General features: G+C 47.0%; 13 protein-coding genes. 5 read left to right on the top strand and 8 right to left on the bottom strand.

Translation table 11 applies throughout. From position 1 onward, the window contains the following. Positions 1–132: 132 nt before the first annotated feature. A complete protein-coding gene (locus ACNA6I_RS05035; RefSeq protein ID WP_416313014.1) occupies positions 133–1,323 on the bottom strand; it encodes a M24 family metallopeptidase in 1,191 nt (396 codons plus the stop codon). A gap of 304 nt (positions 1,324–1,627) precedes the next feature. On the opposite strand from ACNA6I_RS05035, the gene ACNA6I_RS05030 reads away from it, so the two are divergent. Then, positions 1,628–2,884 carry a helix-turn-helix transcriptional regulator gene (locus ACNA6I_RS05030; RefSeq protein WP_048012833.1) on the top strand — a complete coding sequence of 419 codons (1,257 nt, stop codon included), beginning with the start codon at positions 1,628–1,630 and terminating at the stop codon, positions 2,882–2,884. Positions 2,885–3,122: 238 nt separating this feature from the next. Next, positions 3,123–4,358, top strand: coding sequence for an aminopeptidase (locus ACNA6I_RS05025; RefSeq protein ID WP_053073008.1), 1,236 nt, complete (start codon positions 3,123–3,125; stop codon positions 4,356–4,358). A 98-nt stretch (positions 4,359–4,456) separates the two neighbouring features. Here ACNA6I_RS05025 and ACNA6I_RS05020 read toward each other — a convergent pair whose 3' ends face one another. Continuing rightward, positions 4,457–5,137, bottom strand: a complete 681-nt coding sequence (locus ACNA6I_RS05020) for a DUF5694 domain-containing protein (RefSeq protein WP_048012834.1) — start codon at positions 5,135–5,137, stop codon at positions 4,457–4,459. 216 nt (positions 5,138–5,353) lie between these two features. Here ACNA6I_RS05020 and ACNA6I_RS05015 point away from each other — a divergent pair, with 216 nt between their 5' ends. The 3 genes from ACNA6I_RS05015 to ACNA6I_RS05005 all read left to right on the top strand — a co-directional run bounded on the left by ACNA6I_RS05015 (position 5,354) and on the right by ACNA6I_RS05005 (position 8,261). Next, complete coding sequence (locus ACNA6I_RS05015; RefSeq protein WP_048003752.1) at positions 5,354–6,190, top strand: alpha/beta hydrolase; 837 nt, start codon at positions 5,354–5,356, stop codon at positions 6,188–6,190. 117 nt (positions 6,191–6,307) lie between these two features. After that, on the top strand, positions 6,308–7,504 hold the full coding sequence (locus ACNA6I_RS05010; protein ID WP_416313013.1) for a class I SAM-dependent rRNA methyltransferase: 1,197 nt from the start codon (positions 6,308–6,310) through the stop codon (positions 7,502–7,504). 205 nt (positions 7,505–7,709) lie between these two features. Beyond that, positions 7,710–8,261 (top strand): D-glycero-alpha-D-manno-heptose-1,7-bisphosphate 7-phosphatase, encoded by a 552-nt coding sequence (locus tag ACNA6I_RS05005; protein ID WP_416313012.1) that lies wholly within the window; start codon positions 7,710–7,712, stop codon positions 8,259–8,261. A 63-nt stretch (positions 8,262–8,324) separates the two neighbouring features. Here ACNA6I_RS05005 and ACNA6I_RS05000 read toward each other — a convergent pair whose 3' ends face one another. The 6 genes from ACNA6I_RS05000 to ACNA6I_RS04975 all read right to left on the bottom strand — a co-directional run bounded on the left by ACNA6I_RS05000 (position 8,325) and on the right by ACNA6I_RS04975 (position 15,863). Further along, on the bottom strand, positions 8,325–9,587 hold the full coding sequence (locus tag ACNA6I_RS05000; RefSeq protein WP_416313011.1) for a glutamate-5-semialdehyde dehydrogenase: 1,263 nt from the start codon (positions 9,585–9,587) through the stop codon (positions 8,325–8,327). A 63-nt stretch (positions 9,588–9,650) separates the two neighbouring features. Then, positions 9,651–10,760 carry a glutamate 5-kinase gene (proB, locus tag ACNA6I_RS04995; protein WP_048003756.1) on the bottom strand — a complete coding sequence of 370 codons (1,110 nt, stop codon included), beginning with the start codon at positions 10,758–10,760 and terminating at the stop codon, positions 9,651–9,653. Positions 10,761–10,785: 25 nt separating this feature from the next. After that, complete coding sequence (gene proC, locus ACNA6I_RS04990) at positions 10,786–11,631, bottom strand: pyrroline-5-carboxylate reductase (protein WP_416313010.1); 846 nt, start codon at positions 11,629–11,631, stop codon at positions 10,786–10,788. Between the two features lie 544 nt (positions 11,632–12,175). After that, positions 12,176–13,327 carry a Ger(x)C family spore germination protein gene (locus tag ACNA6I_RS04985; RefSeq protein ID WP_416313009.1) on the bottom strand — a complete coding sequence of 384 codons (1,152 nt, stop codon included), beginning with the start codon at positions 13,325–13,327 and terminating at the stop codon, positions 12,176–12,178. Continuing rightward, a complete protein-coding gene (locus tag ACNA6I_RS04980) occupies positions 13,324–14,763 on the bottom strand; it encodes a spore germination protein (RefSeq protein WP_048003759.1) in 1,440 nt (479 codons plus the stop codon). The genes ACNA6I_RS04985 and ACNA6I_RS04980 overlap by 4 nt, the downstream gene beginning before the upstream one ends. Then, positions 14,760–15,863 (bottom strand): endospore germination permease, encoded by a 1,104-nt coding sequence (locus ACNA6I_RS04975; RefSeq protein WP_416313008.1) that lies wholly within the window; start codon positions 15,861–15,863, stop codon positions 14,760–14,762. Before ACNA6I_RS04975 ends, ACNA6I_RS04980 begins: the two co-directional genes overlap by 4 nt. Positions 15,864–15,923 lie beyond the last annotated feature (60 nt).

Raw genomic sequence — 15,923 nt, 5'->3', positions numbered from 1 at the left:
ATCATTTCGCTCCGTCACTTCATGCTTCCCCCTTCTGCATGGGTGACTCTTACTATAAGACGTGTTCCCCCTCGATGAGGTTACAGGAACTTTCAACATTATAGCATATCTGCTCCGGGAGAATGGTGGCAATCAGATTAAATAAAACCCGGTTTGACGCTTCGCCATATATTCTGCCTTCCCTCCGATGACGGCAACGGGTTCCTCTAGGTAGATCGGCACCTCCTGCCCCCACTCTGGGATATAGTCCCTGCAGTTGAATTCCAGTGCGTACAGCGTCTGGTCGGTGACAGGGAGCTCTCCTTTGATTGGAACAGGTCCTTGGAGATCGTACAATCCAATCAATGCACCGACTTCGTGGCAGTGGACCCCGACTGGGTGGGTGTAGATCATCCCCTTCAGTTCCTCTTCAGCCATCCTTGCTGTGGATCTGAGGAAGACGTCATTACCTGATACCCCGGGTTTTAATTCATCCATGATGATGTCTTCCATTCTCAGGGCCTTTTTGAATGCAGTGATCAGTCCCTGCGGCGGCTTTTCTTCCCCTGGCGATAAAACATACGCCAGCTGCTGCGTATCGGTGGCAATACCGAGATACTCGATCCCGAAGTCGAGGTGGACGATATCCCCAGGCCTGATGATTTCACCTTCGATCCGGTCCATGGCAGCTCCCTTCCGCTGTAGATCCACCGTTGGGTAAAAGGATGTCTTCAATCCGAGATCCAGCACCTTCTGACGGATCCATTCCACTACATCATCAGTCGTTGTGATGCCAGGATGGATGACATTCCTCGAAAGGGCGGTTGCGGCGATTTCCCTCGCAGCTTCCGCTATGAAAGGATACGCAGTCAGTTCCTTCCGGGTCCGCAATGAAAACCATTCGACCAACAGAGGCTCAGCAGAGATGAATCGATCGGTGTAACGAGGGACCAGCTCTGTCAATTTGGAGTAGATGGAATGAGTAAGGCCATCACATGCTGCAAATACATTGGAAGTATTAAGCGCAATGGTTTTCGGGTCCTTCTCCTTGATCATCCTGACCAGGCACTCCCACTGATCTTCGGTTGCAGGATTCCACACCCGCTCATAAAAAGGCTCAAAATCAGGATTGGTATGAATGACTGAACGTTTCAGAATTCCGCCCTCCATGGTGAAGACCAGGATCGTCAACCTCCGGGAGCTATCGATGGCAGAGGGATATAGCGTAGCAAGGGACGGATCTTCATGGTACTCCCTCCCAATTGTGACCCACATCCCGACACCATGTTTTTTCATCAACATGGGAAGCAACGTATTCAAACGGTGGAAAAGCCATCTATTCATGATCTCTTCCCTCTTCTTCAGCGGGAGTATATGTGAAGCCATTTCTTTCATTTATATCGCCCCTTTAACGTGTGTTTAAGTCTACATCGCATAGGATTCTACACATTTCGCCAAATTCCTCCTTTATGACGTTCCAATCTCCCATATATCAAAGCGTCAATACTAATCTGCCTTCGGTGGCGGATCGAAATACCCAAAAAAAAATATAATTATAGGAATATTCAAAACGTTTGTTCTCTATTTATGATACCATTCTAGTACATCATCAGAACCTGCATCATTGCGGGAAAGAGGAGCTGATCATATGACCATCGGTTCTAAAATCCGCTTTCACCGACAGAAGCGTCAACTGACCCAGGAGGAACTATCTAAGGGGATTTTATCCGTTTCCTATCTTTCGAAAATCGAGAACAACTCCATTTCCCCTTCACAGGAAATCATCGAACTCCTTTGTGAACGACTGGGGATTTCCAATCTGATGGATGACCATCGCAGCGTCCTGAAAAAACTGGAGAAATGGAATCGCCTGCTCTTATGGAATTCATTGGAGGAAGCAGACGAAATGGAGACTTCCATCAAATTACGTTTGGATAAGGTAGACGAACTCACACCCCATCTCTACTATCAGATCCTTTGTTTCCGATCCGAGCTGATTCATCTCGACCTTAAAGCAGCGCGTGTCCGATTGAATGAAATTCATAAAAGCTATCCGGACATGACGGATCTATTGAAATTCTACTTCCATAAGTATCGGGGAAACTACTATTATCTAATGAATGAATACACTAAGGCGGAGAATGAGCTGAAAGAAGCCGAGACCTTTTATGTGACGGGAAACGTCGTGAACGAAGAAGAACGGGCAGATTTATATTACCTGTCAAGCCTTGTCAAGACCCGTTTGAATCATTTTCGGCTCGCTTTATATTATGGAGAAAAAGCGTTGAACATCTTTCAAAGCGTCTACTTCCAGAAACGATGTGCAGAGGTCCATCTGCTCCTCGGCATCTGCTACAGAAGGATCGGATCTTTGGATGAAGCCAATAAACATTATGAATGGGCGGGGTATATTTCTGAAACCATCCACTATACCCTGCTCCGCTCGAAGGTGGAACAAAATCTTGGCTATATGAAGTCCCTATCCGGTGAAAGCCATGAGGCCATCCGTCACTTTTTGAGGAGCATCGACCTGAAAGTAGCGGATACGGAAGGTCAGCTTTATTCCATCCTCTCCCTTGTTAAGGAATATCATAAATTGAATCATCGTCGGGAGATGACCGAATGGCTGGATCGTGGTCTGACCCTCTGCAGCCCGGAAAATCACCCTGCGAAATACTACGAGCTATGCTATTACCGGTATGCGTCGGAAGAGTTCAAGGACGGGTTCGAACCATTTATGAAGGACCAAGCCCTCCCATTTTTCTATCGTCACGATATGAAGATCTTATATGCGACGTATTCTACACTCCTTGGCCAATATTACCAAGGGATGAGAAAATACAAAAATGCCGCCTTTTATTTCAAAGAAGCCAATGACATCTATGAACAGATGGTATCTTTTTAGGAGGTGAGAATATGAAAAAAGTGACATCTACCATCATCGCGATCTGTCTGACATCCATGGCTTTGACTGCCGTGGTCATCAACCAGGTGAACGAAGAGGAATTCCCACCATTCAGTGTCAAACAATAAAAGAACATGAAGTCCGTACCGGTCGATGTCGGTGCGGATTTTCATTTTTGGTGAAATTTTCTGAAGAAAAAGATATAGTAAGAAGGAAACATACATAAGGGGGAATCAACGTGATTCAAGAATTTCAACAAAAGCTGGAAAACTATGCAGAGCTGCTCATCAAAGTGGGACTTAACCTGCAGAAAGGCCAACACCTGAGCATACAAGCACCGCTGTCCACCGCTTCTTTCGTGAAGATTGTCGCTCGGAAAGCCTACGAAGCAGGAGCCGCCATCGTCCTTCCCGAGTTTTATGATGAAGAATTCAAAAAAATCCGTATTGAACATTCCAACGAGGAATTTCTTGAAGTATATCCAGAATGGAAAGCAAAAGGGATGATCGAGTTTGCTGAACAAAACGGGGCACTACTCAACCTGATTGCACCGAACCCTTCGATCTTAAAAAACAGTGACCCGGCCAAGGTGGCAGCATTGAATAAAGCGGCGGCCATCGCCACAAAGGATTTCTCGGCTTACATAGGAGGAGGAAAAATCAACTGGCTCATCGCGGCCCATCCGTCCGATGAATGGGCAGAAAGTGTTTTCCCAGAGCTCGACAAAGAAAAGGCACTCGATGAATTGTGGAAGAATATCTTCTACACGACACGGGCCGATCAGGATGACACCGTCGGCCTTTGGAAGGATCATATCGCCTCTCTGAATACACATGCCGACCGCTTGAACAGTCAAGACCTCAGACTCCTCCATTACAAGGGACCCGGAACGGATCTGACAATCGAACTCCATCCTGAAACCCAGTGGCTCAGCGCAGAGTTCACAAGCGACACAGGAACCAAGTTTGTGCCGAACCTTCCGACTGAAGAAGTCTTTACCATTCCAGTGAAGGACGGCGTCAATGGCATCGTCTCGAGTACAAAGCCCTTGAACTACGGTGGAACGATCATCAAAGACTTCTCCCTTACGTTCAAGGATGGAAAAGTGGTGGACTTCTCAGCTGAAGAAGGGTATGAGACGCTGAAGAACCTCCTTGACCTGGATGAAGGGGCCAGACACCTCGGAGAAGTCGCCTTGGTTCCACATGACTCCCCGATTTCGAATACGAATGTGGTTTTCAATAATACTCTCTTTGATGAAAATGCTTCCTGTCATCTTGCACTCGGCAGGGCCCTTCAGGTATGCGTGAAAGACGGAAACGGCCGCTCGCAAGATGAGCTCGCGGACATCGGCTTCAATCAGAGCGGCACACACGTCGACTTTATGATCGGTTCAGGCGAACTGTCCATTGAAGGCACCAAGGCTGACGGCACCAAAGTCAGCATTTTCGAAAAAGGGGATTGGGCAGAATAAGTTCTGTCTACCACCGATGACACAACAAATACAAAAGACCCGCCTGGATGCGGGTCTTTTCATGTCAAGATGTACACTTGCACTTGTAATCCTCGATCTCATTCACCGGCAAATGGTTTGATCACCTTCCACCCACTCCCCTCGAATAAGGATTTCAGCATCCATACATGGTCCCCTCCAACCAGAAGCAGCAGTCGGTCCCCATCACCGCACACATCGACCACATTCTTGAAGATCATCAGTTCCCTTTCAACCCACTTTCGTAAGAAATCAAAGCCGATCTGGTTTTCACCCTCAGACACCACGATGAATGATAAGTACATGTTCTCAATTTCCTTGACGATCTTTGGATCATTCAGATCTTTGTAGGATGTCATCAACGGAATATCCGGACTGATTTCCGGGGAGTGTTCTCCTATATTCTGCATGTTATGGACAATATCCGGATAGGTACGTTGAATGGTCGTGTTGAGTGTCAGCATATCTTCTTCCGTGATCCCGCCTCCCCAGTTCACCGCATAGACTTTGTCATGTCCGACATGCCTTGCCAGCCTGAAACCGATCTGCTGAATTTCATCCGGGGAATAACCCCCATGACGATCTGAATATTGCTCATTCAGTTCCTGGTCCTTTGAGGCTTCCCATTCCAACGCAATTTTTGTCGGTTTGAAACGAGCCAAGTGTTTTACCAGTTCGTTGATTTCCGTTTCTTTATGAGCGATTGTTTCCGTATCTTGTTCAAAATGGAATGTCCCCACAAGGACGATTTCTTTTTTCACTGCTACTCCCCCTTCTTCATATGCCCCCACTATTCAAGGCGACTCTAATTAAATTTTTCTCTCTCCATTCCAAACAGGAAAACGGATTCATGCCAATACTCCTCTATATTACCAATAATTACATACAATATGACAAATTAATTTCTTTTATAACATATTCAAGACTTCTCATATGGCTTACAATAAGGATATACCTTTTTAAGGGAGAGAAATGATATGTCTTTTAAATCCAAGCGGGTCTACATATGGAGTATTGCCCTCTGTTTTGTTTTCCTTATCGCATATATCCTTTTTGAATCACAGGACGTTGAGTCCAGCGAGCAGCCTCTCACGGCCGAGCAACAATATCCCACAGTGTTTGTCCATGGCTATAAAGGCACATATAATTCGTTTAAAACCATGCTTGAACGCTTCCAGGACGATCATGGATGGGGACAGAAAGTGCTTGAGATCTATGTGAGGCAGGATGGCAGCGTTGAACACGACGGAGATATCCCCAGTGACCCAAGTTCCACACCATTCGTTCAGGTCATCTTCGAAGATAACCGTGCCTCTTTGGAAAAGCAGGCCATTTGGCTTGAGAATGCCATGAAGTTCCTGCATCACGAATACGGTGTGGAGAACATCAACATCGTCAGTCATTCAATGGGGGGACTCGCTTCCACCGTATATCTTGAACAGACGAGCGAAAACCCCTTTGTTCCTAAGACAGAAAGGTTCATTACGATTGCCACTCCATTTCAGGGGGTTACAAAATCTTCTTATGACCAAATCAACACCGGTGCGGCTGTGATCGATCTTAAACCGGAATCAGGTGCCCTGCAAAAAATGTACCAGGATGCGCACCAGCTTCCTGAGGGGCTAAAGATGCTGTCCATCGGGGGAAGTGGGGACGGAGTCGTCAACACCCAAAGTGCCACGTTCAGTAAAGAAATCTTCGCAAATCAAGATGTTCAAACGACCATCGTGTACGATAACCGCATCACCCACAGCGGCATGCATGAAACGTTGAAAGTCGATAAACTCGTCGGGGAATTCCTTTGGGATCAGTGACATCCATCCATCGATGGATGTCTTTTTTTATTCTCCTTCCCCTTCCCAATCCCTTGCACCACAAGAGATTAACCTCTATACTACACATGACAGAAATCATAGATTAGGATGAAGCATATGACGAACGAGATTACGATCCAGGCAAATCCCAAACATGTAAAATCATTCAAGAAGGGGTTCCCTCTTCTCCAAAAAGAACATCTCAATACCCGAATGAGTGATATAGAGGAAGGAACCATCATCAAATTGACGGACCATGCACATTCCTTCATAGCCCGTGGATATTTCGGGAAACAAAATAAAGGGCTGGGCTGGCTTTTGAGCTGGAAGGAAACCGAAGCGATCAATGAGGACTTCATCAAGAGGAAAATTGAGCTGGCAGTCAATCAGCGCCTTCACTTTTACTTTAACGAGGACACTACCGCGTTCCGTGTTTTCAATGGGGAAGGCGATGGCTTTGGGGGATTCACCATCGATCATTTCAACGGATATTACTTGATTCAATGGTACTCCCTGGGAGCTTATTCATTCCGTGAAGAAGTCTACCGTGCCGTGAAAGACATCAAGGGATGGAAAGGGACTTACGAGAAGAAACGCTTCGCCCATGATGGGCAATACGTGGAGGATGATGACTTTGTAGAAGGCGACAAAGCGACGTTTCCGCTGCTTGTCAAAGAAAATGGCATCCAGTTCGCCGTTTATTTGAACGATGGGGCCATGGTAGGTGTCTTCCTTGATCAGCGGGAAGTCAGAAAGCGGATCATGGATGCTTATTCCGAAGGAAAAACCGTGTTGAATATGTTCTCATACACTGGTGCCTTCTCTGTTGCAGCTTCTCTTGGAGGCGCCTCGGTCACCACGAGTGTCGACCTTGCCAACCGCAGCTTGAGTAAAACGATTGAGCAATTCAGCATCAACGGGATCGATTACGAAAGCCAGAACATCATCGTGGAAGATGTGTTCAACTTCTTTAAGTATGCAGTAAAGAAAGAACGGTCCTATGACCTGGTGATTCTTGATCCACCAAGCTTTGCACGCTCGAAAAAGCACACATTCAGTGCACAAAAAGACTACCCCTCCCTTTTGAAGGATGCCATTTCAATCACATCTGATGGGGGCGTCATAGTGGCTTCGACCAATTGCAGTACATTCGATATGAAGAGATTCCACGAGTTCATTGATCGTGCATTCAGTGAAATGGGCGAAAAGTACACCATACTTGAGCAGTACTCCCTACCTGAAGACTTCAAAACAATGAGTCAGTACAAGCAGGGTGATTATCTGAAAGTGGCATTCATCAAAAAAGGGAAATGACGGCCATTTGGCAACAGCTTAAAAGCATACCTTGATACGAATGTCGCCATTGTGAGGGACAGGGGCCTAATGATTTCCGCCCCTGTCCTACCTGCCATGGCACAAGAATGCACAAGCCTAAAATACTGAATGTTCAGTTATTTCCCCGGAAAGCGCATGATATGACATGATTATGTTGAATAGTAGCGAAAATGGAGGGTTATTGTTGAAAAAAGCGATATTTCTGGACCGGGATGGGGTCATCAATGAAGTGAAATCGAAGCGAGTGAAATTTGTGAATCGCCGTGATCAATTTTTCTTCTTACCGAGGGTCAAAGAAGCCATAAAGCACTTGAGTAATGGAGGATATGAGCTGTTTATCGTGACGAATCAGGGAGGCGTCGGCCTAGGGTTTCTAGACCCTGGACAATTAGAGGACATTCATGCATTTATGCTGGAAGAACTCTCTTCCTTCGGTGGGATCATCAAAGAAGTGGCAGCCTGTGTACATGCGCCCCATGCAGCATGTACATGCCGCAAACCTGAAGCGGGCATGCTCCTGGATTTGGCCGAGCGTCACGGAATCAATCTGACTTCATCCTATATGGTCGGTGACCGGGAGCCGGATATCCTGGCAGGACAAAACGCCGGCTGTAAAACCATCTTGATCTCCGATGCACCGCTTCCGGGGGTGGAGGCAGATTTCGTATTCCCTGACCTGTGGGAAGCTTCCCTTTTTCTGGTCGATGATGCATCCAGCACCCTTATTCAAACGTGATTAGTGCCACGGCTTAATGCATGTAAAAGAGGCAGTCAACGACTGCCTCTTTGGGTTGATCATTTACCGGATCTGGCCATCACCATGCATTAGATACTTGATGGTCGTGAGCGCCGGCAGCCCCATCGGGCCTCTGGCATGGAGTTTTTGAGTGGAAATCCCGATCTCTGCACCGAACCCCAGTGCACTTCCATCCGTGAATCTGGTTGAAGCATTGTGATAAAGGGCGGCTGCGTCCACAAGCATCATGAAGCGTTTCGCCGTTTTCCCGTTTTCTGTCACAATCGCTTCTGAGTGCTTCGTCCCATAGCGATCGATATGTGCTGCTGCATCATCCACATTCCCTACTACCTTGACGGCAATGTCGAGACTTAGATATTCGTTGGCCCAGTCGGATTCGTCTGCTGGAATGGCATCTGACTTATGATTGACCACTGTCTCATCTCCGTGAACCGTTACACCATGTTGCTCAAGGGTATCGAAGAGAACCTTATGATTCATGCTGAACCATTTTTCGTGGATCAATAGTGTTTCTGCTGCATTACAGACAGCAGGACGATCGGTTTTGGCATTAATGATGATGTTCAGAGCCTTTTGCACATCAGCATCTTCATCAATATAAATATGACAATTTCCCACGCCTGTTTCCAGTACCGGTACCGTTGCATTGTCAACCACTGCCTGAATCAAAGCCCCTCCCCCACGTGGAATAAGGACATCGATATGCTCTTTCATCGTGAAAAGGGCATTGGTGGCTTCACGGTCGGTTGAATTAATGAACTGCACGGCTTCACTCGGCACCGCTGAATTCTTTAGGGCGTCATGCATGACATCAACAATGGCTTTATTGGACTGAATGGCATTGGAGCCGCCTTTCAGGACGATGGCATTTCCGGATTTAAGGGCCAATCCCGTCGCATCTACCGTTACATTCGGGCGGGCTTCATAAATCATGCCGATGACCCCGAGGGGGACGGTCACTTTTTCAACGAGAAGGTCGTTTTCCAGCGTCCAATCTGTTATCGTTTTCCCTGTTGGATCTTCAAGCTCTGCTACTTCCCGAAGCCCTTCGGCAAAGTCCCTGATCCTTTGTTCATCAAGGGATAGACGGTCCATGAGGGCCTCATCGAAGCCTTTTTCTTTACCGGCTTCCAGATCTTTGGCATTTGCTGCCAAGATAGGTTCCATATGATTTTCAAGATGGTCGGCAAGTTCATGGAGCACTTTGTTCTTTTCTTCGGTAGAAAGCATAGCCAGTTTCTTGGATGCATCCTGTGCCAGCTTCGCCTGCTTCTTCACATCAGTCTTTTCAATTGTTAAAGTCATCCAATACCTCCTAAAGAATTTCAATGGCTTGAGTGTCAAGACAATAGGGTCGAATTACTATTTTCATACTCCAATCGGAAGCGGTACTTCGATATGACAAACCAGTGCATCGGTTTCTACAACGATTTCATTCTCGTCAATGTCGATCGGATCTTTAAGTTTACCTGAACGATAATTGACAACACCAAGGGCAACCTGTTCATTACGCTGATCCAGGATCCTCACGACGGCCCCTTTCCTGAAGTGGCCCTTCACCGTGTATACGTCTTCGATGGTCAGACTGCCTTGTTTTCCAATCAGTCTATCTTTTGCTGCTGCGTCGATGGTGATTTCTCCCTCTGGTCCGGAGTTGAATGCAATCCATTGTTTCTTGGAATTCAAGTTGATCGAGTTGTCATCGGCTTCGAAATAGGTTCCTTTTGCCGTATGTTGGACGGCATCATAGATGATGTTATTGACACCGGACTTTCCTAGGAATGCCGGTATCCCTGAAGCCATCGTAATCTTGAAGGCATCGATTTTCGAACGCATTCCCCCAGTACCGACGGAACTACCCGGTTCTCCTGCCATTTCTTCAATGTCATCCGTGATTTCCGTTACAGAATCCAACAGGGTGGCATCCGGATTTTTGCGTGGATCCGAATCATAAAGCCCATCGATGTCCGATAGGATGATAAGCTGATCGGCACCCGATAGGGCCGCCACTTTAGCAGAAAGGGTGTCATTATCCCCAAATTTGAGCCTGTCGACAGTGACCGTATCATTTTCATTCACGATCGGGATGATGCCCCTTTCCAGTAGGACATTGATCGTATTGCGGACATTGTCATACCGGTTCTCATGTGAAAAATCACTGCGTGTGATCAAGATCTGTGATGCCACATAACCATGGGAAATGAACAGATCAGAATAGGCTTCGATCAACAGGCCCTGACCGATGGATGCCGCCGCCTGTTTTTCAGGAAGTGAACTTGGACGCGTCAGGCATCCCAGTTTACGGTAGCCAGCTGCCACCGCTCCCGAGGATACAAGGACGACCTCATGGCCGTCGTCTTTCAACCTGACAACCTCATCGACAAGACGCTCCAGTTTCTTTCTGCTCATTTCACCGTGAAGGCTTGTGAGGGAACTGCTTCCGATTTTGATGACGACTCGTTTCTTATTAATGGACATTCAATCACTCCTAGCTGATATTTCCTTATTGACTGACCAGATGTTTTTGCTTTAAAGATGAACTGATTTCTGCAGAGCGCTTTTGCGCCCCTTTTACGGCAGCTGCTATCGCTTTTCCTCCACCATTTTCATCAAGGGCACGCAGCCCCGCTGCCGTCGTTCCATTTGGTGAAGTGACGTTTTCTCTAAGTTCTGTCGGTGACTCATTTCTTTCAAGCATCATTTTAGCTGCACCATAAATGGTCTGGGCACCGATCTCCCTCGCTACTTCTGGAGACAACCCAGATTCTGTAGCCGTTTTTTCGATGTGCTCCATCAAATAATAGAAGTAAGCAGGGCCACTACCCGCTACACCTGTAAAGATATCCATTTGCTCCTCTTGAATGACGAAGACTTGACCGATTGTACTTAACAGCTCTTGCGCTTCCTCCATCTCGATTTCAGTGGTGAATCGTCCTGCTGAAATCGCCGTAGCTGATTCTTTCAGCATGCTCGATGTATTCGGCATCACGCGGATCACCGATTGACCGGCAGGGAGATTCTGCTCCATGTGGCTCGTGGTGATTCCAGCAAGGACAGACATGATGACGGTCTTATTATTGACCTTGTACTTGATGGAATCGAGGACCGTGTCGATATCCTTCGGTTTCATAGCGAGTATCAGAACATCGATTTCATCGAATGGAAGCTTCTCGCTCCCCATCGTTCTCACACCATAAAGCCTATTGATTTGATCACGCTTTTTTTGATCGCTTCGATTCGATACGATGATTTGGTCACGTGAAAGCTTTCCGCTTTGCACGGTTCCTGATATCATGGCTTCCGCCATATTACCTGCTCCCATGAATGCAACTGTTTTATTCTTTAACAAAAAATCATCTCCAATCGATTGATTCGTGGATACTGTATGTGAATGTAAGTTGATTATAAGTTGATTACCGTTTTCCGTGTTTGTATCACAACGCCAACTATCGTAACATGCTGACGGATGATATCAAGTGTAAAGCGGGAAGTAGTTAGGTATTGACCGAATGAGTAAGTGTAAGCGTTATCATTTGTGGATATATGTTCCTGAAGGAGTCTCACGCCATTAGATTCACTCTGATACCTCCTCATCCTGATCGCGTATAGGATGACTGGATCAAATGGATATCCATTCAAGATAAAATAACCTGGAATCATTAAATCAATCATTCCATCAAAAAAGACCGAGGCAGTTACTTGCTTCGGTCTTGGTCGTACGATGGAACGCTATGCGTATTTCACAACTCCACCGGGATTGCGCCTGATCATGGTCTTGAACTGGACATGGGGAATCTCCCGTCAAAGCCCATCGAAAGTGAAGGCAGTCTTTTCACCAGAGGCAGGTTAATGAGGAATACATTGCGGTTCCGGTTTTTACAATAAATATGGATTCAATCAAACTTCTTTTCTTTTTCATAATTATACGTATTAAAGTTAGAGATCTTCACATTCACATCGGTTCCTTGTAAGGACTTGGAATCCAGGAAGAACGCGTAGTGGTTTTTCAATTCTTTATATCGCTTGGGGTGACGACGGTAATATCCGTCTCCTACATGAAGAAGATCCGTCTCCTCCCTGATCCCAAACTCATAAAGGTCCCTTATATCTTTTTCGATGGATGTTCCGAGTGCTTCCTTCAAGCGATCATAAGAGGTGCTCTTTATGATTTCCACAAGCTCAGCCTGTACGTTCAGTTTAAGATCGAATTCAGGATCTTTCTCCTCTCCGTGGAAGGATTTCTTCAAGCTGCCTGCCGTCATGTAAAACACGGCCACAAGATCTCCATCAATGTACAGATCGTAATTGATCTTACTTTTACTGCTGTTCAGCCAGTTCGTGAAGATGGCCTTTTCCCCTGAAACCTTGCCTTGATATGCACCGTGTTGGAAAAGATCCAACCCACTGATCATCAGAGAAGCATTCGTATCGTCACCTTTCCAGGTGTGCCGATCGATGCTGATGATCGGAAGCATCGCAGCTCCCATCGGTTCATTATACTCCCTCCGGAATCTCATCAGACTGGTTCCCCCGATTTCCTCCCTCAGGCTCTCGTGGTTCTCTTCCGTCAGGAGAACAGTATAAATCGGGGGATAATCATACAGACCCTTGGCTGCAAACACTTCATCGAGCTTTTCATTCGTTGAGAAAATCAACAGGTTGGGTCGCAATGAACGATTACGCCCAAACACTTCCAGCACATCATCGAATGTATGTTGAAGAACATTCTCTGTGACCACCACGGACTTGATATGTCCATAAAATAGCGTAGGTTTCGACTTTTTATACAGCTTCCCGACAGCAAGATTGATGGTCTTCCCTTTGGAGACCCCGATCAGATTCGGGATCGGTTCAGAAGAACGGGTTCCTTCCTGCTTGGCCACGTTTGAGAAGTTCAACCCTTGAAGATAGATGGTAAACTCCTCTTCTGCTTCGTCATAGTCCACTCCAATGGCCACGATATAGCTGAGATCCTGGATGTTCTTAAGGCCGGAACACCCTGTCAGTACCAAGATGACGGCAGTAAGTAAAACAACCCTCTTCATTGGTTGTCCCCTCCTTCCCTCGTCTTGTCCCTTGGACTCGTGGACTTCGTTCTTGTTTTGTAAAACTGGATCGGGAGCCGGAGGAAAGATTTGAGGGCTTCTGTCCCGCTGATCGGTGCAACCGATCCGAGATACAAAGACCCAAACGAGGATTTGGACGCCAAGTAGAGGATGGTCAGGATATAGGAGAGCAGGATGCCGAGAACCCCGAACAGCGTACTCATCAATAAGACGATGAAACGGAGGGTTGTCAGTCCGCTCTTTAACGATTGATTCACCACGGTGAAGGATGAGATATAGGTGATGGCACCGACCACGAGCATCGTTGGCGAGGTGAGGCCGGCGCGGATGGCAGCATCCCCTACGATCAACCCTCCCAGTACCGATACCGTTTGCCCGATGGCGCGGGGCAGGCGTATGCCTGCTTCGTTGAAGAATTCGAAAAGGAAAAGCACAATAAACATTTCTAGAGGTGCCGAGAGCGGCAGACCGAATCGGGACGTGGAGATCGTCGCCACTAGCGGGTAGGGGATCTGCTCGATATTATACGCAGAAAAGGCGACCCACACACCGGGGAGAAAGGCAGATATCATGACTGCCACTCCCCGCAATAGACGCTCCAGTGAAACGAAGAAGTAATTGATGTTCATATCTTCTGGTGATTTCACCTGAAGCAATAGATTGACCGGCGCAATCGATACGGTCGGGCTTCCATCCACCATGAGGGCAAACCTGCCCTGGTTGAGGCTCTCTACGATATAGTCCGGTCTCCCCGTATAATCCAGGGTTGGAAAAATGGAGTAAGGATGATCCTCAATGAGTGACTCAAGTTCGTGACTGCTTGCCAGTATATCGATATCGATCCTGTCCAGGCGTTCATGAAGCTCGTCCAAGATCCGCTGATCGAGCACATCCTTCAGGTAGAGGATGGCAATATTCGTCTTGCTCCTCTTCCCGATAGTCCGTTTTTCTATGGAAAGTGCCGGGGAAGAGAGCCTTCTTCTCACAAGTGAGATATTTGTATTCAAATCTTCGACAAAGCCGTCCTTCGGTCCCCGAATGGACGTCTCCAAGGCGGATTCCTCAGGCGCACGCTTCGGTAGATCCGCTGCTTCAAGAGATGTGATCCCTTCTGGGAACAAGAATAGTGCTTTCCCTTCCAACAACAGATCGGCCAGTTGTTCACTGCTCCTATCCGTGACGTCCTCCCCTTGGAACGCCTTTTTCAGATGGTCGACAGGGAAGCTTGCTACCGCCAGTTCAGGGAGGATATATTGATCAAGATACTGACGCTTCACCAGGCTGTCAATATAGATCAGCTCACACTCGCCCTCCTCAAAGAGATGATCATTGGCTTGGAAATCATCACTGGAACTGAATAGTTCCTTCAGTTCCACCCGTTTGGACTCAATGGGGCTGTACCGTTCCTTCATCATGAGCTCACTCCTCTCTTTCTGTGCGCAAGAATCCTTGCATAGCAGGCAGTAGCCAGGATGTATATGCTGAAGAGTGCGACCGTGGCGGGGAAAAACCAGTGATACAATGCATAGTAAAAATGATAGGTATCTACGTTGATCCACATGATCATGAAGAATATCAAGTAGATTGGCACCACAACCTTCCAGGATACCCTTGTGCTCCTTAAATTGCGGTTCAAGATGCTACCAAGAAGGAACAAAAAAAGACCAATGCGGATCAGGGCGCCACACAGCCACTGATAGAGGGCAAAAAAATCCATGTGTGTAATGAACTCTCCAATCCCCATGATCCGCCATTGATCATAAGCCGGATACCGCATACTCGCTGCCTCCGATGGCCCGAATTCCATGATGGCGGCCGATAAGGGTCCCATGATGAGAATGAAAAGGATCAGTCCAAGAACAAGCAGATGGTGCAGTTTGAACTCTCCTTCACTGAAAGGATGCAACAGCAGGATCAGATACAATTCCATGAAACCGCTCAACACGTATAAACTTCCTTTGAGCACTGGTGACCACCCTTCAGAGAGGATCGGGAATAGCAGCGAGGGATCCTTCATATCTGTATTCGTGATGGCAATGAAGATCCCGAGAAGCATGACGATCGGCAGCAGCAGTCCTGCAGCTACCGCCATATATTTTACCCCCGCCCAGGTGAAGATGAAGCAGGAAACTCCCATGAGGAGCATGATGAGCTCTCTCGATACATCAGCCAAAAAATATGCCTGGAGCCAAATGACGAGATCAATGAATGTGATGTAGGCGCTGATGAACAGGAACAGGCAGATCGGCGTGAAAAACAAGATCCGGACAACGGGTCTGCCTTCAGTCAGAATATGGCGCATCATCCCTCCTTTGGGGGAATTCTTAATCGTATACTTTATGACAAGGATAATGAGGAATAAGAATGGGACAGCTGTGAGGACACTCACCCATCCATCGCGTCCTGCAGCCTGAAGGATATCGGGTATGAGCATCACATGACTCAGCAAGCCGGTCGAAAGGATGATCAATAAGCTTAATTGTCTGGGAATTAGTACGGGCTGAAGTTTGATCATGTCTGCCTCCGGAATCTTGGTTGTTTTTTCAAGTTTCCCCAGTAGGTGAAAAACGATTCC

The organism is Rossellomorea sp. FS2, from assembly GCF_047915635.1.
GTDB classification, from domain to species: domain Bacteria; phylum Bacillota; class Bacilli; order Bacillales; family Bacillaceae_B; genus Rossellomorea; species Rossellomorea marisflavi_A.
This window is presented reverse-complemented; position numbering and strand designations above follow the sequence as displayed.